We start from the raw sequence: 19,988 nt of genomic DNA, 5'->3' as shown, positions 1-19,988 counted from the left end.
TGCCGTCACCTTTCGTAGAGTTGAAGGCTGTTATGATCAATTAAATTCAAGGTTTGGTTGTCGGTGTATGCGACGTCTGGAGAATGATGATGCCTATGATAATCGTGACTAAACCGATACCTGTTTGCCAGTTCATCGGTTGATTGCTTTTGAATAATCCCATCACAGTGCCTGCGATCGGTGAAATCGAAAACGCCAAAGCCAACGTAACTCCGAGGTTTTCCGTCGTGGATAAGGATTTGTAAAAACTCCACATGCCAAGACTTCCGGCTACTACGCCGCCACCGATGATGATCATGACCCACGCCGTCGTATCGTTTACATTGGCAATCTGTTTCCATGCCGGTATGGATAATAACGCTAATAAAATGAACGCTACTCCGGTGCGCAAAGTAATCCCTGCAATCGGTGGTATTCCCATCGCACGCAATCCTGATTTTTCAAAATACCCTCCCAGCCCCCATGCTAATCCCGCTAATACGGCAAATAATACATAGTCACGCATAAAGCTCCTTAAACAATTTAAACGAATCGTATTCCAATATGACACGCTTCGTTAGAAAAAAAATGATTTTTGACAGCAGGCATGCAGCTCGATATGCAACAGCTATAGCAATCGGTAGGAAGTAAAAAAAATTACAACAAAATGATAAGGTCTATCGCACTAAAAAAAACGCTTTGTTTCAGGTCGTTGCGATATGGGATACCAATTTTTTTGCGCCGATATCACGAAGTTTTTTGGAATGACCGTTACCGCCTTTTTCAGCGAGTTCTTTTTCTTCCAAAGCCTTCAGGATTTTATCCGGTGTAAATGGCGTCGTATCCAGACGTACACCGATGGCATTGTAGATCGCATTGGCAATCGCCGGTATCGCCGCGTGGAGAGGGCCTTCACCAGCTTCTTTGGCGCCAAACGGGCCTTCGGGATCAATAGACTCCACGATAATGGATTCGATTTCGGGCGTATCCAATATCGTCGGCACTTTATATTCCAGAATACTGGGGTTGCGATGCAATCCGTTTTTATGAAAAATATGTTCTTCAAAAAGCGCCTCACCGACACCCATATAAACACTGCCTTCGATCTGACCTTCAACGATCACGGGATTGAGCGCTCGCCCGCAATCATGGGCTGACCATATTTTTTCTACCGTCACCGCACCGGTTTCTACATCCACGGACACTTCAGCGATATGCGTAGAAAAAGTGTATGAGGGTGATGGACCTGCACCTGCGCCTTTGTAAGAGCCGCCGATTTTGGGCGGCTTGTAGCTGCCGGTCGCACCGATCGTACCATAGGCTGATTCCGCCATGTTTGCGGCTTCGACGAAATCCATAAATTTATTCGGATCCGATTTTGAAAAAATCAATCGTTTACCGTTATCAAGATCAGTTACCGGTACACCGAGTTTACGGCTCGCCATTTCAAAGATCATTTCTTTAATACGCTCCGCCGCTTGTATGCACGCATTGCCCGCCATAAAAGTGACACGGCTCGAATAACTGCCCAAATCCACCGGCGTCAGATGGGTATCGGTTTGGCAAACGTGAACATCCGATATTTCGACACCCAGAACTTCCGCTGCAATATAAGCTAACATCGAATCCGAACCCTGACCTATATCCGACGCTCCGCAAAATACCGTCACACCGCCGCCACGATCCACTTTGATCTGCACGCCGGAATGCGGCATATCATTCCAAATGATGGATTTTCCCGCTCCGCTGATATATGTGCTGGCCGCAATACCGATACCTTTGCGAATAACTTTACCATTTTGTTTTTTATATGACGCGTACTTTTTATCAAACTCCGAACGCGCACGCGTAGAAGTGAGGCATTCTTTGATACCGCATGAGGTGACACGAAACGAATTGATCGTCATCGTATTGGGTTCGATACTATTTTTGAGACGCATCTCCACCGGATCAAGACCGAGTTTTTCGGCTATTTTATCTAATTGGCATTCCATCGCAAAACGAGGCTGCACGGCACCATGCCCGCGTTTGGGCCCGCCGGCCGGTTTATTGGTATAAATACGATACGCATCAAATTTGTATCGAGGCACTTTGTAAGGCAACGTCAGAAATACGCCGGAATAATACGTAGTCACAAGGCCATAACTTCCGAACGATCCGCCGTCTAGAAACGTACGCATGTGGATCGCGGTGATCGAACCGTCCTTTTTGACGCCGGTTTTAAGTATCATCTTCATCGGTTGGCGACCCCGATGCGCGTAAAATACTTCTTCGCGGGTATATAAAAATTTCACGGGACGACCGGTTTTTTTGGAAAGCCATGCCGCACAAAATTCCAATGCAAACGGTTCGGATTTCCCACCATAACCTGCACCGATATGCGGCTTGATGACACGAATATGCGAACGCTTCATTTGAAGCACTTTGGCTAAGGCTACATGCAGATAATGCGGTGTCTGCGTCGAAGACCATATAGTCAGTTTACCGTCGCTTCCGTATTGAGCCAGAGCACAATGCGGTTCCAAAGGTAAGTGCGTATTGCCTTCAAAGAAATATTCGTTTTCCATAACCAAATCGGCTTCTTTGAAACCCTCATCCACATCACCGAACTCTTGATGCACTTCCTTCATTACATTGGCTTGTTTGGTGTGCGGGTGTATTTTAGGAAGGTCTTCACGAAAACCATCTTCGATCGTAAGGCACGGTTTCAAAACTTCATATTCGACTTCGATAAGTTCGCACGCTTTTTCCGCTGTTTCTTCATCCAGCGCTGCTACGGCCGCCACACCGTCACCGATATAGCAGACTTTATCAACAGCCAGTACGGTTTCATCCTGCGAAGCAGGAAGAACGCCGTATTTTTCCGTAAGCTCCGTCCCGATCATTACCGCTTTCACGCCGGGTAATGCCTCCGCCTTAGAAGTATCAATTTTTTTGATCAGGGCATGCGGATGCGGGCTGCGCAAAATTTTTCCGATGAGCATATTGGGGAGCATCAGATCATCAGTATACAGAGCGGATCCGTTGGCCTTCTCCAATCCTTCAATTTTCGGATTGGGTCTGCCGATAATAGAGAATTGATTTTTTTTCGGATTAGGCTTTATCATTATGATGTCTTTCGGTAATCAATCAAATAATTTTTAAATTTTTATAACGCAAATCGCGATTAAACGGCTTTTTCTTTTTGCATTATCGCCGCGGCCTCTTTCATGGCGGTTATGATCTTAGTATAACCGGTACAGCGGCAAATATTGCCGGACAAGGCCTCTTTGATTTCCACATCGCTTGGATTAGGATTTTTTTCCAAAAGCCACTTGGCCACAACCATAAAACCGGGCGTACAATATCCGCACTGGGATGCACCTTGATTATTCCATGCCGTCTGTAGCGGATGCGCTTCTGTTCCTTTAGCGATTCCTTCGACGGTGATGATTTCTTTGCCGACGCATTCCACCGCAAGTGTGATGCAGGCCTGGATAGGGACGTTATCAATTAACACCGTGCACGCGCCGCAGTCGCCCATATCACAACCTTGTTTGGAACCGGTAAGATGGCAATCGTAGCGCAGCGCTTCAAGCAAAGTGCGATTGGATTTGACGGCAATTTCGTAAAGGTCGCCATTGACCTTAAGTGTGATCAACGATTTCATGATTCTCCGACTATACTATACTATAAGAAAGCATTATGACAGGTAGGCAAAACTATCGAATGGAAGGTAGATAATCAAGATTTGACTGCAATGATGGTCAACCGATCGCCAAAGCGTCCCGTCAACTTCGTTAGAGGGTAATTCAAACATTGAAAAACATATTTGGCTGTATTTTGAACAACGCTGCTGCGCAAACCAATTTCACCGGGCTTCATAATCACCGGTTTCATATCTATTTTAGAAAAACCGTGGTTAAGTAACAAACGTCGAACCGATGAAGGTCGGTATTCAAAAAGATGATACGGCGGCATATATATCCGCGCCCGTTTGCCGGCTAACGAAAATAAGGTCATACCAAATCGCGAAAAAAGTGTATTCGTTTGCGTAGGAATAACGATCACCAGTGTTCCACCCGGTTTCAGCCATTGATACGCCTGCTTGAGGAGTAAAACAGGATCCGTCAAATGTTCAAACACATCCAACAAATAGATAAGATCAAATTTCTCCGACGAAAACTGCGCTTGATGAACGGCCATCGTATCTACATCCAAGTGATACACATCCCGCGCATGACGGGCTGCATCTTCGGATATCTCAATCCCTTTGACATGATGCCCCGCATCATGAAATGCTTTAAGCGTATAACCTGTCGCGCAACCAATTTCTAAAACGGATGACTCAGGTTGAAGGTGAACCTGCTCAGCCCAATCCGGCAGAACAGGATCCGTCTTTTTATTAAAGGCTGATGCATCTTCATGCCCGCATCTAAAATCCGATTCGAAATAATCCTTACTGTACATACGTACAATCGTTTTTTCGTCAGGTTGAGGCGATACAAATCCAATGCGACATGATGAACATTGCAAAAGATCGAAATGTTGGGATTCAAATTCGTAATACATCGGCCATTTTTGATGTGTACTGTGACTACAAATCGGGCAAATATTCATTTTTAGAAACGGATAGATAATAATTGTATTTGGTTGTCTGTAGAATAAAAATTATATAACGAAATAAAAAGAGAAACTTGTTGTAACTAAAAACATTGTCTAATCGTATAAGAATCTAATTTTCTGAATTATTATCATACAGTTCTTAATCTATGATTTGGACCATCATATACACGCTCATATTCGGCCAAGGAATTTTTCTCGCCATTGTTCTTTTTTTTAACAAAAAAGGAAGCGTTTTGGCAAATAAAAGTCTTGCGCTCCTGATGCTTATTTTTTCAAGTGCCGTATTGGAACAATTGATTCGCATCTCCGGTCTTTTTTCCACCCTGCCCCATATGCTCTTCATTTCGGTCCCTTTTTGGTATGCACTGGCTCCGGCTTATTATCTTTATGCCAAAAATCTTGTCGAGAAGCAAAATCGATTCGTCATCAAAGACGCTTGGCATGCATTACCTTTTTTGGGAGTGATTCTTCTCTTGTCACCATACTATTTGTGGGATGTACAAAAGAAAATCGCATACATAATTGACCCGTCACAGTTCAATGATTTCGCCGTAGAGAGTATTATTCTAAATGTCGTAATGGTCTTGCAAAATGTCATGTACCTCACTATGGCCATTCGTTTGCTGTCACAAAATGAAGCGTATTCTAAACTCAATCGCATTATCCGATTCTTATTTAGCATTATGATGGGATATGTCGTTTTCAATTTTATAAATGCTATTTACTTTCTTTTCACCGGAGAAACGCTTGTCCATTGGGGTAATTGGTCAATACCGATTTTTGCAACGATTATTTACACTATTGCATTCCTTTCATTCGTTTCCCCGGAAACAATATTTTTTACTTTATGGCCGAGAAAAAATAACAGCCTTTCTAAAGAGAGAAAGCATGAAGTTTTAAATCAATTATACAAACTGATGGAACAGGACAAAATATATCGAGAACCCGACCTGCGTTATACCGAAGTGGCGGCTCGCCTTGGTATCAGCGCACGATGCTTGTCTGCACTGCTAAGCGAAGACATCGGGATGACGTTTAACGTGTTTGTCAATACGTATCGTGTAAAAGATGCCCAAAACCAACTCAGAGAACGATACAGCGAAGAAACTCTGCTGGCTATAGCTTTAGATTCAGGGTTCTCAGGTAAAAGCTCTTTTAATCGCATATTCAAAGAGCAAACCGGTTTAACACCATCTGAATTCGTTTACCAATCCAATTAGCTTTCTGATCAATTTGTGTTTATGTAAATAAAAAACCTCGATTTCAGTCGAGGTTTTTTATTTCACAAGAAGACATTACGGCAATGCCGGTGGATCGCTGAAAGCCGGAGGGCCGGAGGATCCGCTTTCTTTTTTATTCAACATCATATAAGCCGCCACACCGCCGCCAACAGCAAGTAAACTGCCCATCACCCACCATTTGGTATTACTCGCAACGCTTACTTTCAAAGGCGGAAGCCCGGCAAACTGTCGTGCGACATTGCGAATGACCTGTGTCAAGCCTTCGGTAGGACCATTATAATCCTGCTGCGAAGCCGTGATGACGCGACCGGATACAACATCAATCAGTCGTACGTCCACCGTATATGAACGACCAACACGACCGATGGAACCCACTACGATTTGTTCGACGCTGAGCAACTTCCCGGCTTTAGCCGCATTGGCTTCCGTCATATCAGACATCGCAAAATCTTGTTCCTTAAGCAAAGCATCCATCTGAGAACGTTCGATGATATCAAATTTCTTTAGTCCTTGCATCTCGCCACGTAAACGGTCGGAAAGCGATTGCGCTTCCGATTTGAGAATACCTCCGGTAACCTGTAGATCAAGAACTGCCACTAATGGCCTGGTGCCCTGTTGTGCGTGTATAGAATGCGAAAACAGCAATGCCGCCTGAATATTCCAAAAAGCAGCCGATAACAAGACAGCTATGATTTTTTTAAACCTCTTCATAAATCTATCCTTAATTTATTTTATTTAATCAAAGTCATTTTACGGGTCTGTGAAAACACCTTGTTACTTCCCAGCCCGGTTGCTTCTAAACGATACACATATACACCGCTGGCCACGCGTTGACCGAAATCATTGGTCCCATCCCATAACAACGCATGCGATGCCGCAGGCATCACTTGTTTGACCAATGTACGCACCTGCTGACCCAACATATTGTAGATCGTAATTTTTACTGAGGATGTCTCAGGCAAACCAAATCGTAAAGTGGTGCTTGGATTAAATGGATTAGGATAATTTTGTGCCAGCGAAAATTGTGACGGAATAATCTCAGCTTGTGCTTTTGCAATAAATGCTTCCGTACCTATCAGTAGTTTATACATCTTTGGTTTTCCGCTTTGCACGATTACGCTCTGCGTTTCACCTGTTTGCACCATACCGGTGGACATCTCAACAATACGTGCCGAAAAACCTTCAGGCAAATTTGTCGCTGAATAGGATAATGATACCGTGCGACGATCTGCGCCCGTAGTTACCTCAAACGTATATATATGACCTTCCGGTGAAACGGCGCGTATATCCGTTTGCAATTTCCGATCCGCATGCAACCAGTGGAGCGATACCTCATCCTTCATCAGCATAGGAAGCGCTCTTTTATCATGACCGTCAGCACCGTCTTGCGCATCTTCCGAAGCACCTGCTTCAAACACCATGTCTTCGCCGTCATCATGTAATGTTAGTTGCAAACGATAACCGTTTTTATCAACCGTTGTCCGAATCTCTTTTTTCTGCAAAGCTGATGCATTATCCGAATTGATCGCGGGATAATTGATTGTAAAAGTGCCGTTTTCTTCGGGAGAATAATACATGTACCCTTTCCACGGCTCTAATTTCAGATTGTACACATCCACTTCATCAACATATTTGAAACGACCATTTTGTAAAACCACAATATTGGTTAATTCCACATTGTCGTTAAAATTAGCAACGTCAGACCAGTTAATACTAAACGCATAAGGATTCGCAATCATGTTCCATCCGGGTTGGATCGTTACATGGGCATCCTCTTTTTTTACTGTTTTCCCTGCTCCGCTATTGATGGTTTTAGGTTTACGGGAAACCAATAAATAAGATTTTCCCGACTCGATATTTCCAAATGTAATATCAGGATCTGAAGATGAGATAAATTTAGAGAGGTCGTTATCATAGCGATATACTTGCCAATCACCTTTGACACCGGCTTCACCCATATTACTTGGAGTAAATGCGCCGCCCACGGTTTTATTGGTTAAATTGAGCGGAAAGGACATAAGCTGAAAAGCCTTTTTATCGGTGCCTCCCGGCAAAGAAACATAGCCGCTACTGCTTAATCCAGGATTAGGAATCGTCACAGAAACCACCTGCGGTTCAAATTCTCCGTTTTCAGGGTATTGGATCGGTGACACACTGGAGGACGATGTGAATTCCACATAAAACTCAAGCCCGTTTTGTGTAATATCCTCCTGAGGTATCGTTGTCGTAAATCGGCTAGAAGTGCCGGTTTGCAAAGCCGCCGGGGCCATCGTTTTACTTTTGTAGCCTGACGAACCATCACCGCTTTTTCGATAGCGCAGAATCCCTGTAACGTCCGATGCTTCGATCTGACTGAGACTGACTTCTATGGTTAACGCTTGATTCAATGCTGCACCCAGATTATCCAGATTACTAATCTGAATCGAAGAACCAATTCCTTTGATCACAATACGGTGCTTAGGACTGGGCGTATTGTTGGCCGCAAACGCCGTGCTTTCGACGATCAATGTATCCGTGTAGGATTGCGCCGCTTGCGGAGTAAAATTGATAGACAAAGCCAAAGTTCGCCCGGGAACTACATCAAGGGAAACACTATCAGATCCATTAACACTGACCAAGGAAAACGCTTCTTGCTTTACGAAGTAAATATCATTGATAGTCAATATATCTTCGCCGGTGTTCGTCAGGGTAAAGGTCTGTGCTTTCGATGCGTTTAGTAAAACGCCTTTGATATTGAGTGTGTCGTTTTTCAGATTGGTTCCGATTTGAGAGGTTTTTCCAATGCCGACGAGACGTGTTGTCGCAACTATCGTACTATCTGATCCATTGGACGCTCGAACTGTATAATACGATTTTAGATTGGCTGTCTTTAATCCCTTCGAAGTAGGTTTAAACATGACGGAAAAATCCGTCTCGGCGCGAATGTCCAAGAACAATATACCATTTTCATCGGTAATACTTTTATCAGCGATCGAAAAGGACTGCTCCGCATCATCCGTTATTTCAAACCGCTCAATATAGGAAAATGCCGTTCCTGAATTACGATATGTCACCCTCGCAAAACTGGAATCCAGCAAGGCTGACGTCGAGGCAAATGTCGTAATCGTATCAATTTCAATGCTGGCTGTTTGCTTCAGAGTCCATATACCATTATTGGCCGCCGCATAGATAACGACGGCATTTTGGTCAAATCGATATTCCGTAATTACATTCTCAATATTAAACTTACCTAAATCCTTAGTGCTAATTTCTGTCCAGTGAGGGTTATCACCAAATCCGGCTTTATACAGGGGGCGACTATATTCAGCACCGTTTGCGCCAAAGTCCACCCGGTTCCTAATCATGTAGTAGCCATCAACTCCGGTATGAATTGTATGGACTTCTGATTGGCCAAATTCGGTACCTGAAAATTGAATAAACAACTCATTTATTGTGAAATTTGAATTCACATTCTCACGATGACCTCCGAATAGGCGATCTCCGCCCGGTGCTTTAGCCCAAATAAACGCTTCCGTTTCACGGAATTCGATTTTGTTAACAACAAATGAACCGTCAAAATTTGTTATGGTTTGCCATGACCCAAATGCCCCATCAACAAAATAGGTGGTAGCTATGCCCATCGACGAAGCTACGTAGATATCCACGGTATCTCTTTGATAACTTCGGAATGCAATGGATAGGGATGTCATCGGGGCAGACACAGCAATATCAGGCAGCGTCGAAGGCGTATACATAGCAACCGATCCAAGCCCAAAATCATACTTCGCCATAAAAAATCCGCTGGCAACACTATTCATCACACTTTGGGTTAAACCAAATTCATAACTTTCATAAAATCCTGATGCATAAACATCTTCACCGATCACGGCGACCACTGAGTCGGTGCCAGGAGGAAATGTTATATTTCCTAATGAAGAACCTTGGGTCTGCAAATAATTCCCTCGTTTGGTAACAAAATATCCGTGTCCTCCTACGATTTCATCCCCCGGAGCTAAAGAAAGTCCATACGAATAGAAATCCTGTCCGAAATTATCTGAATATATCAAGTCACGAGTCCGGGTTTCTGCATAGACATACGTGTTTATCGAATGATAAACCTTCTTTATCTCTTGCGCCGTAAATCCTATGGATTGGCTGACATTAGCGACATATCCATAGGGCGTGATAGTTAATTTTGTCGGTGCTTTATCGTAGTTGCAATAAAACACTGAGGTGTCTTGAGGCGAGCGAACAAATGTCCCTCCGCGTACAGAAACCAAATTATTATTCAGACCGTCACGCATACGAAACCATGTCAATCCGCCGTCATTAGTTTTTAAAACTCCGTTTTGCGAAGCAACAACATGTTCATTGCTGTTTTTTCCGCGATGTAACCATGTGTATTGCCCGATTCTAAAATTCCCTTGGTACATGGCAACATCGTCTTCAAAGACGGTCGTCCAAGTTTGTCCCTGATCAGTGCTTCTCAAGATTTTGGTGCTGTCAGTATTACCCATCAATATGTATACGGCGGCTATAAATGTGTTTTCAGCATGGATTTTTCCTATCTTCCAGCCGGGTTGCATATATTGGTAGGCATGTACGTTGGACCATGCATTGCGAGTGCTTTGAAAAACCGCCAGATCAAAGTCCTCATCATGGCCGGCCGCGTACATGACATTGGAGGGATCATGAGGATCATAGGCTAGCGAATTGAAACTTCCGTTATAATACGGACCATTTCCAACAAAACTTTTTCCGCCATTAACAGAGGGAACAGAACGGTTGGCCGTCACTAAATGCATTTGAAGATTGTTGGCCGGATTGATGATAAAATCTTTTATCTCTTCATTGTAATAGGACAATAAGCTATTGTTCTCCCAATGCAACCCGCCATCCGTAGAGTAAAATACGCGACTATAGTTACTTCGATCTCGAAGACCAACAAACATACGCAGGCCATCGGACGAATCAACTACAAGTTTGGATATTGACCCATCGAGTGCGTTCAAAAACGACCACGTTTGACCTGAATTTGTAGATCTGTATATTTGACCATTACGGGTTCCAATGTATAGGTAATTAGGTTTTTTTTGATCAATCGCCATTGCATCAAATTCACCGCCGTAAGGTCCTAAATTAACCCAGTCACTTTGTGCATGTATTGATACAATACAACACATCAAAAGCAAACGTATCCAACGTGCCATAAATTCTCTCCTCGCCAAGTGAAATAAAAAAAAGAAAAGACTCTTTTTTAGTCTAAAGAAATGCCAAGTGTTAATACTGCATGAGAATGGTTTGTAAACGATAAATTAATAGAAATGACGTCGTTAGGCAATAAGAAAGGTCAAAAAAAAAACCGCTTGACTCTTTAGTCAAGCGGTTTTTTACAAAACTTCTAAATTACAATCTTAGTATTTAATCTTAACTTCTTTTTCTTTGCCATCATTATCTCTAAATTTGATAATAATTTCTTCAAGATCTTTGTCTTCAGGAATCTCATTTTCCTTGGTTGTATCTACGTTCAAATTACCGGACTTATCCGAATTTGCAGTATTACCGGCCGAAACGTCTTGCTTTTTATTCGATGCTTTATTCAAAACTTCGATCAAACCTTCGATACCGATAACTTTTGTACCATTGGTGTTTTCAATCACCCAAAATTCTGTACCTTTTACCGAAGCGACTGAGGTTGGTGTTGCAACTTGGAAAGAACCTTTTTGTTTGGATACTTTCACGAAAAGTTCACCGACGTCCATCACAATGTTTTTCGAAATGGATTTACCTTCATATTGGCCTTTAACTTCGAGATTGGAATTGGGCTTAAGCTTGATAATGCTCTTATCATCAAGAAACATCACAGCGGCAAAACCATCATCTTTGGTTACCACTTTATCGCCCGAAAAAAGCCTTGATCCCTTAGTCACGTCAACCCATTTGTTTCCTTGTTTGGCTTGCGCTTTACCGGTGGACTTGACGACGATCGCAACCGCTTTGCCGTCATTGGCTTCAGCCAAATACAACGTCGCCGTGATGACCGTAGCTACACAGGCCAAAAGCGCCGTCATTTTGATCATGAATGATTTCATATATTTTTACTCCAAATTCTGTTTTATAGATTTGCTTTAAGTTTACGGTTTAATTTCAAATTTTACCGCTTCCGGTAAGTTTTGTACAGCGGTGCGGAGATCATCGATCGTTGCTGTATTACCTTTGATAGTAATGGAAACCGCTTTAAAACCTTTGAGTTGATCTTTGAAATTAACCGCTCCTTTAGCCGCATCATTCAAAAGGCCAAGGATTTCTTCCGTATTGAGGCCGGCTGTTGATGATATAGTTTCTTTTACCGTAAAGGCCCGAATCGGGCTGTCTACATTGCGGGATTTACCGGTGAAATTATCTTGAATAACAGCTGTCACTTGGAATACATAATCACCGGGTTCCAAACCGGGTACCCAAGTAAGATTATTTTCTTTGGAGGTTGAAGGACCACCGGAAGGTAATTGATATGAAAAAGCATTATCCAATTCGATCACGGCGCGTTGTACCACAGATTTGATAGCGCCTTCATCCGATTGTGAACCCTTTTTACGTGCAATGGTCAATAAGAATTTCGTAGCACCTTGCGCAGACCATGCAAATTGAGGAAGTCCGTCTACAGATTCAAAACCAAAAGACGGAGAAATGATTTCAACGGGACTATTTCCGAGAACTTGAATCTGGAGTGATCCCATATAATCCAGACCATCATAAGTATTAATATTGGCAAGACCCGCTTTAATGTCAAAAGTGAAAAGACCGCTGGGAAATCCGCCTTTGATCTGTTTCATGAAGTCATCGCTGATGCTGATCGATTGCCTGTTTGATGCTTTGATAGAACCAAAACTGCCGTTCAATATCTGAGGAACGCCTACAAAAATCGGCACACCGGAGGGAATAGTTAGGGTCACCATATATTTCTTATTAAATATCGACCCTTGAGACGTTTTTAAGTCTATTCCCATTCTTATTATTTTTACAGATCCGCTATTATTCTCAAATCTCAACCCGAAATTATTAAATGAAGATAAGTTGGCATCGGAACCGCCAATACCCAAAAGGCTTAAAGGAAACGAAGTAAAGGTGAACGGTGTCAATGGTTCCGGAGTAATTGTTACTCCATTCGTTGTTCCTTGCGCAACAACCGTAGTGAGCGAAAATACCGCAACGATCAGTGACAACCCGACCATTTGGCGGAACCGACTTAATACAGCCTTAAGTTCCATACCGTCTCTCCTTATAATATTGTGATGAAAAAGATATTCTTTTGGCATTTTTTGAGTAAATTAAGTTTGAATAAATTACAATGCTGTGATGTGTGTCACACTTAACCTAGATAAAATATAAACTTAACCGATGGTAATTTCAAGACTTGGGGAAGTCTTTTTTAGATTTCGCAGTTTTACTCCCGTACCATTATACATTTTTCTTTTTATAACGGGCACCTATGACACAATACCATTTATTACAGGTACGTTACTGATCGTTATCGGTGAATCGTTACGCATTATGGCTGTGGGATATATCGGAAAGGAATCTCGCGTTTCCGGCGTTACGGCCCCTATTTTGATAACATCCGGACCATACGCGCATATGAGAAACCCGATCTATACTGGTAATATTTTAATATATTTAGGTTTTACCGCCTTGTCAAACTCTTTCTTGATACTCGCAATACCTTGCGTATTTATTTTTTTTGGAATGATTTATTACTGTATCGTTATTTATGAAGAAACATATCTGCGTAAAAAATTCGGCACAGATTATGAATTATACTCCCAATTGACGCCGCGGCTTATTCCAAAATACCGTACGATATATGAAGACATCCATCACCCCAAATTCCGATTTGACATATACACCGCGATCAAAAGCGAACAGCCAACGTTTGTAGCGCTGGCTGTCTGTTATAATTTATTGGTTCTAAAATTTTTTCTATTTTAAAACTTTTTAATCTTCAACATTAGCGGCTTTGAGTAGCAAACCTCGGTTCACAATCTTGATACGTTTTCCTTCCAGTTCAATCAAGCCGTCGCTGCGAAATTCCGATAACAACCGAATGGTTGTCTCCGTGGCCGTTCCGACGATGTTGGCTATTTCTTCACGCGATAATGATGTCCGAAGTGTTTTACCGTCGTTTTCCGTTCCTCCGAATTCTTCAAGCATAAGTAATGTTTCGGCGAGGCGTTCGCGCACGGTATTCTGCGCCAAGTTGACGACACGATCTTCAGATGATTTGAGATCATGCGAGAGCAGACGGATCATCTTCATCGAAAATGTCGTATTGGAATCCAGTAGGTTCAAAAACACATTACGCGGTATATAACAAATAATCGCATCCTCAATAACAGCCGCCGAACTCGAATACAAATCGCCGCTAATGAGCGAGCTGTATCCCAAAACATCACCTTCTTTGGCCAGCCGAATGATTTGTTCTTTACCGTCCGCATTGATGCGGTACGTTTTTATCTTGCCTTTATTGACACAAAATAGTCCCGTCGGCTTGTTGCCTTCATAAAAAAGCACTTGGCCTTTTTTATAAATATTGCCGCATTTATTTTCATTCAGCGACTTGACATCGCTGTCTTTGAGATCACCAAAAACGGAGTGAATCCGTGAATGGCATTGATCACATAGCGGGAGTTCGAATTTTTTATTCATATATCAAGACCTTTGAAGCGCGTACGTTATGGTTCTACTACAAACAAAGGTTGCCCTTTTTCTACATTTTTTCCGCCCTGCACATGAAACTTCTTAATCTTCCCGGCCATCGGTGCTTTGATTTCATTTTCCATTTTCATCGCTTCAAGTATCAGTACGCCTTGCCCTTGATTGACCGTGTCGCCTTCTTGCAAAAGTAACTTACTGACCAATCCGGGGATTGGCGCTTTTACTTCACCGGCCGCTTTAGCTCCGGAGCCGGCTATTAATGAACGCATCAAAAATGTGCGTTCATCTTCGACGTTAAATTCAAAACGATGACGCCGAGTATATACGGCGTGTTTGTGCATTTTTTTATCAATAATCACACGATACGATTTGTCATTGACCAGCATCGAATGAACCGATCCCTGACCTACGGTGTGAAAATCTACATCCAATTCTTCTATATCAGGAGATTTGCCTACGCGCACTTTGAAGCTTGCGCCTTGCGGTACGACTTCGATGTCGTACTCTTTTTGTTCGGTGGTTACTTTGTATTTCATGAGCGTACTCACTTATCTTAGACAGTTTAATCTAACTCACATTATTTAAAATAACAACAAAAATAGAAGCTTAGCTATTCATGATCGCACCGTTATTGATATCCAATGTCTGGCCGGTTATACTGCGTTGCTTTACCAGATAATGAGTTAGATCAGCTATCTCCTCCGGTTCGCTCATTTTCCGCAAAGGCACCGATTCCATAGCCATCCGATAAAATTCTTCCGTCGTTACACCGATATTTTTAGCTATACCTTCCATACCATCCTGTGCCATTTTTGTATTGACCCAGCCCGGGCAGACCGCGTTGACCAAAATTTTCTCAGGAGCTAACTCAACCGCCCAGCTCCGCATAAGACCGAGCAAACCTGCTTTACTTGCACAATAGGCTGAATACCTTGCCACGCCGAGTCTTGCTAAAATAGACGAAACAATAACAATATGACGATATGTATTCGGTGATTTTCTTAGGATTGGTAGAAAATTAATAACAAAATGATACGTGCCTGTCAGATTGGTTGCAATGATTGCATCCCAACGATCTTCGTCGCCATATTGATTTTCTCCTCCGATACCGGCATTGGAAATAATACCATCAAGATACGGTATAGCCAGATTGGTAGCCGCTTTTTTTATCGTGTCCGGATTTTGTATATCCATCACCAATATCGAATGATTGCGCGTATTGGAAAGTTGATGCATGGCCTCGCTTAAAACGTCCTGTCGGCGACCACAGAGTATTACGCTGTGATCGGCGCGTTCGGCTAATTTTTTGGCTATTGAAAGACCGATACCCGTTCCGGCTCCGGATACAAGATAATATTTTTGGCGCATCGTTGGTTCCCCTTATGTGACACGATGGATCATTTTTATTTTGTCCAACGGAATTCGGCGATGATCGTTTTGCTGTTTAAATTCCGTCGGCGTTAAACCTGTTATTTGTTTAAACTGTTTGGACAAATGAGGCACACTGCTGTAACCCAGTTTATAAGAAATCTCACTGAGCGTCCGATCGTCGTACGCTAGCCATTCTTTCACTTTTTCAATCTTTTGCAAAATCAAAAAGCGTTCTATGGTGATCCCTTCTACCGATGAAAAAAGTCCGGAAAGATATGAATAATCACGACCGATCGTGCGTGATAAGAGTACGGATAATTTAATATTTTTATTTTCGACATCGTTTTTTTGAACATAGATCACGATTTGATTTTTTATTTCCTCTACGATTTTTGCACGTTTGTCCTCAAGAAGTTCAAAACCATTTTGAGTCAATACCATTCGTAGTTTATTTTGCATCGGCAAAGTTAGATTACCTTCAACGATCGCTTTACCCAATTCGACATGACGCACATTTACGCCGATATTAGCCAATTCATCGCGAACTACGCGGATGCATCGATCGCAAACCATGTTTTTTATGGCTAAAGTAGTAACTTTATTTTTTATGCCCGAGCCCATCGCATCATCTCGCGAAGTGATATTTTTTTTCCATGCATCCGCAAACTTATTTCAAATAAACGACCGGCCATACGAAACACCAAGACTACACCGACAAAAAGTGTTATGAATGTCAACCCTATTTCCCACCACGGCGGATTGGATACAATAATACGAAGAATCATCATCGTCGGCGTAAGAAATGGAACGTATGAAAGTATTCGTATCGCGATATCGGATGGCGCTTCAATAACCCAAAACGCCAATGCTACCGGCACCACACCCAACATCGAAATGACCGCTTGTAAGGGCTGTATATCCTGATCTGAAGCGAAAACAGCTCCGATCAAAGCATTGATTCCTGCAAAAAACATATAACCCATCACAAAATAGAGAATAAAAAAAAGTAGCAGCTCCGGAGAAAGTGCAGCGATTTCTTTACGTGATCCTAACATAACGGCAAATGTTGTCCATACTGCAATTTGCAACAACCCAACTAACCCGAGACCGATGACTTTACCCGCCATGATTTCCCTCGGCGAGGCACTGGCGACAAGCACTTCAATGACACGGTTGTTTTTTTCCTCAGATAGCCCCCGCATAAACGATCCGGCCGAATTGGCTATTGCAAAATACAACATCATAACCAAAATAATGCCGGTCATGTATTTTTGTAACGAAGCGGCATGATCACTACCCAGTTTATATGTGTCTACTTGTAACGGGGCGGTGATGTTTTGAATTTCTTCGTGTGTAAAATTTTTACCACGCATACGATATTCTATCAGCAGACTGGCAACCGCTTGTTTTAACAATTCTATCTGTACGGCATTCTCGGTACGGTTGTCGGTATATATTTCTATTTTTCGCTGAGTGAACATATCCACAGTTAAAACTAGCACCGCATCAATTCCGTCTTCCTTGGCAAGGCGTTTACCCTCTGCTAATGCCTCTTCCACATTGGACGAAGCCAACGGTACGAGCTGAATTTCGCTATACGTCAAATCTTGCAGCTTCGATGATAGATCTTCGCCCAAACGCCGGGTGGCATCAAATACGCCGACAGAAAAAATACGATTGCCGTTAGAATTGGCGAAAAACACCGGTAATAATGTAAAAGCAAGAATAATGACAGGAATAAAAATGACTGAAAAAAGAAAACCCTTTGAAATCACACGCTGAGTAAATTCCCATTGTATGATCGTTCGGGTTTTGGATGTAAAAAAGAAATTTGACATACGCGCCGTATCAACCTATCCGTTTAACCGGCATGATGCCCGCTTTGATCGTGTTAATGCTTATATGTTGAGGTACTTAACAATATATTGTATCTGCACAAAATCTTCAGCGAGCATCCACTTCTGACGAAACACAACGTCCACTAAACTTCCATGATTTCTTTTTCTTTGATTAACAACATTTCGTCTATTTTTTTGATATAGTTGTCGGTCATTTTTTGCACTTTGTCCTGCGCGTCTTTGGAATCATCTTCTGAAATCTTATGATCCTTTTCGGCTTTTTTGAAGTGCTCATTGGCATCGCGACGTACATTGCGAACGGCCACTTTTCCTTCTTCGGCATATTTTTTACCGAGCTTGACTAATTCTTTACGACGTTCTTCGTTGAGCGGCGGAATGGGTATGCGAATCAACGCGCCATCATTTTGCGGATTGAGACCCAGATTCGCTTCACGAATCGCTTTTTCGATAGCCGGAACCATACCTTTTTCCCATGGTTGTACCGTAAGCAATCGCGCTTCCGGCGCGGAAACATTACCAACCTGATTGAGTGGCGTCGGTGTGCCGTAATAATCCACTTTGACACCATCCAGAAGTGTCGTCGTCGCACGGCCGCTGCGAATTTTAGCAAGTTCATTGCGCACCGTCTCGAGGCTCTTTTTCATTTTTTCTTCGGTTTCGTGATATTGCTTATTCAGGTCGTACATAACAGCACCTCAATTATTTAATTCGGTTCTTTAGATTTTTATTGTTCTTGCTGAACGCGTGTTCCTACATTTTCGCCGAGTACAAGTCGGCGGAGATTGCCTTGCGTTTTTAGATTGAAAACCACTATAGGAAGTTTATTGTCCATACACAAGGTCACCGCTGTCATATCCATGACGTTGAGTCCTTTTTTGACCACATCCAGATAAGTGATCTTTTCAAACCGGAACGCTTCTTTGTTTTTCTCCGGATCGGAATCGTAAACGCCGTCCACCCGCGTGCCTTTGAGTATGACATCGGCCTCCACTTCGATCGCACGCAATGACGCCGCTGTATCCGTCGTAAAATACGGATTGCCGGTGCCTGCCGCAAAGATTACAATACGACCTTTTTCAAGATGGCGTATCGCGCGACGGCGAATAAACGGCTCGCAAACCTGTTCCATTTTGATCGCACTGAGTATCCGCGTAAAAAGTCCTTGTTTTTCCAACGCATCCTGTAATGCCAGCGAATTCATCACTGTTGCCAGCATACCCATGTGATCCGCCGATACGCGATCCATACCTTTGGCACTGGCCGCTAAGCCGCGAAAAATATTACCACCGCCGATTACAATGGCGATTTCGACGCCCAAGGCTTTGACATCCTTGATTTCTTTGGCTATCTGTTCGAGCACTTTGGTATCGATTCCGTATCCCTGTTCACCCATAAGCGCTTCGCCGCTGAGCTTGAGGAGGATTCGTTTGAATATGGGCATGGGCATGGTATGATTCCTTGTATTTACGATACGCCTGCAGTTCAGGACTTCTATTGAAAGCAGGTAAAATTATAAAAAGGACATAAAAAAAGCCACGAATTAAAATCCGTGGCTTTTAAAAGATTATTCGCCGAGGCGAAAGCGCTCAAATCTCCGGATCGTTACCGGTTTGCCTAATTTTTTGGAGAGATCGGCAACAAGGTCTTTGATCATTTTATTGGGATCTTTTACGAACGCCTGGTCAACAAGACAGACTTCCTGATAAAATTTATCAAGGCGGCCTTTGATGATATTAGTCAAAACATTGTCCGGTTTATTTGCATTTTTCGGATCGTTTTTGAGCTGTTCGCGGAGAATAGCCGATTCTTTTTCGACCACATCCGCCGGAACTTCTTCGCGATGGATATAGGTCGGATTCATCGCAGCCGCCTGCATAGCAATGTCATAAGCAACGGAATACGCATCCGCAGTCATTGTTGCGGCAAAACCTTCGACATTGAGCTGCAGAAGTACGCCCAACTTATTACCGGGGTGAATATAACCCGCAATAACGCCTTGATTGTTCTCGATCACGGCAATGCGTTTGACGGCGATTTTTTCACCGATTTTAGCGGTCAATCCGGTCACGGCATCCGCTATGGTCTGACCCGCAGCAAAGGCTGCCGGCGCAGATAAAAATGCGTCCAGATTGGCCGGCTTCGAATCACGCACTTGCGCCAATACGTTATTGGAAAATTTTACGAAATCATCATTTTTAGCGACGAAATCCGTTTCGCAGTTAATCTCTACCATGACCGCAAA

General features: G+C 42.9%; 18 protein-coding genes. 2 read left to right on the top strand and 16 right to left on the bottom strand.

Annotated features, from left to right (window positions below; genetic code table 11):
- Positions 1-46: 46 nt before the first annotated feature.
- The 4 genes from HUU58_13750 to HUU58_13735 form a co-directional block, all read right to left on the bottom strand.
- Entirely contained in the window at positions 47-505 is a 459-nt protein-coding gene (locus tag HUU58_13750; protein NUN46735.1) for an EamA family transporter, read from the bottom strand.
- 178 nt (positions 506-683) lie between these two features.
- Positions 684-3,086: a molybdopterin-dependent oxidoreductase gene (locus HUU58_13745; GenBank protein NUN46734.1), complete on the bottom strand. Its 2,403-nt coding sequence runs from the start codon at positions 3,084-3,086 to the stop codon at positions 684-686.
- 59 nt (positions 3,087-3,145) lie between these two features.
- Entirely contained in the window at positions 3,146-3,628 is a 483-nt protein-coding gene (locus HUU58_13740) for a (2Fe-2S)-binding protein (protein NUN46733.1), read from the bottom strand.
- Between the two features lie 74 nt (positions 3,629-3,702).
- Positions 3,703-4,428 carry a class I SAM-dependent methyltransferase gene (locus HUU58_13735; protein ID NUN46732.1) on the bottom strand — a complete coding sequence of 242 codons (726 nt, stop codon included), beginning with the start codon at positions 4,426-4,428 and terminating at the stop codon, positions 3,703-3,705.
- A 389-nt stretch (positions 4,429-4,817) separates the two neighbouring features.
- Between HUU58_13735 and HUU58_13730 the strand changes: the two genes are divergently transcribed.
- Positions 4,818-5,804 (top strand): AraC family transcriptional regulator, encoded by a 987-nt coding sequence (locus HUU58_13730; protein NUN46731.1) that lies wholly within the window; start codon positions 4,818-4,820, stop codon positions 5,802-5,804.
- A gap of 75 nt (positions 5,805-5,879) precedes the next feature.
- Here HUU58_13730 and HUU58_13725 read toward each other — a convergent pair whose 3' ends face one another.
- The 4 genes from HUU58_13725 to HUU58_13710 form a co-directional block, all read right to left on the bottom strand.
- Positions 5,880-6,536, bottom strand: a complete 657-nt coding sequence (locus tag HUU58_13725) for a hypothetical protein (protein ID NUN46730.1) — start codon at positions 6,534-6,536, stop codon at positions 5,880-5,882.
- A 20-nt stretch (positions 6,537-6,556) separates the two neighbouring features.
- A complete protein-coding gene (locus HUU58_13720) occupies positions 6,557-11,014 on the bottom strand; it encodes a T9SS type A sorting domain-containing protein (protein ID NUN46729.1) in 4,458 nt (1,485 codons plus the stop codon).
- Between the two features lie 204 nt (positions 11,015-11,218).
- Positions 11,219-11,896 carry a FecR domain-containing protein gene (locus HUU58_13715; GenBank protein ID NUN46728.1) on the bottom strand — a complete coding sequence of 226 codons (678 nt, stop codon included), beginning with the start codon at positions 11,894-11,896 and terminating at the stop codon, positions 11,219-11,221.
- Positions 11,897-11,938: 42 nt separating this feature from the next.
- Positions 11,939-13,072: a hypothetical protein gene (locus tag HUU58_13710; protein ID NUN46727.1), complete on the bottom strand. Its 1,134-nt coding sequence runs from the start codon at positions 13,070-13,072 to the stop codon at positions 11,939-11,941.
- Positions 13,073-13,202: 130 nt separating this feature from the next.
- Between HUU58_13710 and HUU58_13705 the strand changes: the two genes are divergently transcribed.
- Positions 13,203-13,790 carry an isoprenylcysteine carboxylmethyltransferase family protein gene (locus tag HUU58_13705; GenBank protein NUN46726.1) on the top strand — a complete coding sequence of 196 codons (588 nt, stop codon included), beginning with the start codon at positions 13,203-13,205 and terminating at the stop codon, positions 13,788-13,790.
- A gap of 6 nt (positions 13,791-13,796) precedes the next feature.
- Here the strand turns inward: HUU58_13705 and HUU58_13700 are convergent, their stop codons facing one another.
- From HUU58_13700 to tsf, 8 genes are all read right to left on the bottom strand, one after another.
- Complete coding sequence (locus HUU58_13700; GenBank protein NUN46725.1) at positions 13,797-14,507, bottom strand: Crp/Fnr family transcriptional regulator; 711 nt, start codon at positions 14,505-14,507, stop codon at positions 13,797-13,799.
- A gap of 26 nt (positions 14,508-14,533) precedes the next feature.
- Positions 14,534-15,052, bottom strand: coding sequence for a biotin/lipoyl-binding protein (locus HUU58_13695; protein ID NUN46724.1), 519 nt, complete (start codon positions 15,050-15,052; stop codon positions 14,534-14,536).
- Between the two features lie 70 nt (positions 15,053-15,122).
- Positions 15,123-15,884 carry an SDR family oxidoreductase gene (locus HUU58_13690; GenBank protein ID NUN46723.1) on the bottom strand — a complete coding sequence of 254 codons (762 nt, stop codon included), beginning with the start codon at positions 15,882-15,884 and terminating at the stop codon, positions 15,123-15,125.
- A gap of 12 nt (positions 15,885-15,896) precedes the next feature.
- Positions 15,897-16,508, bottom strand: coding sequence for a helix-turn-helix transcriptional regulator (locus HUU58_13685; GenBank protein NUN46722.1), 612 nt, complete (start codon positions 16,506-16,508; stop codon positions 15,897-15,899).
- A complete protein-coding gene (locus HUU58_13680) occupies positions 16,493-17,725 on the bottom strand; it encodes an ABC transporter permease (protein ID NUN46721.1) in 1,233 nt (410 codons plus the stop codon). Before HUU58_13680 ends, HUU58_13685 begins: the two co-directional genes overlap by 16 nt.
- A 143-nt stretch (positions 17,726-17,868) precedes the next feature.
- Entirely contained in the window at positions 17,869-18,432 is a 564-nt protein-coding gene (gene frr, locus HUU58_13675; protein NUN46720.1) for a ribosome recycling factor, read from the bottom strand.
- Between the two features lie 38 nt (positions 18,433-18,470).
- Positions 18,471-19,193 (bottom strand): UMP kinase, encoded by a 723-nt coding sequence (locus tag HUU58_13670; protein NUN46719.1) that lies wholly within the window; start codon positions 19,191-19,193, stop codon positions 18,471-18,473.
- Positions 19,194-19,310: 117 nt separating this feature from the next.
- Positions 19,311-19,988, bottom strand: a 678-nt coding sequence (gene tsf, locus HUU58_13665) for a translation elongation factor Ts (GenBank protein NUN46718.1), incomplete at its 5' end; no start/stop codon positions are given.

Source organism: bacterium, assembly GCA_013360215.1.
In the GTDB taxonomy this organism is placed as follows: domain Bacteria; phylum CLD3; class CLD3; order SB21; family SB21; genus JABWCP01.
This window is presented reverse-complemented; position numbering and strand designations above follow the sequence as displayed.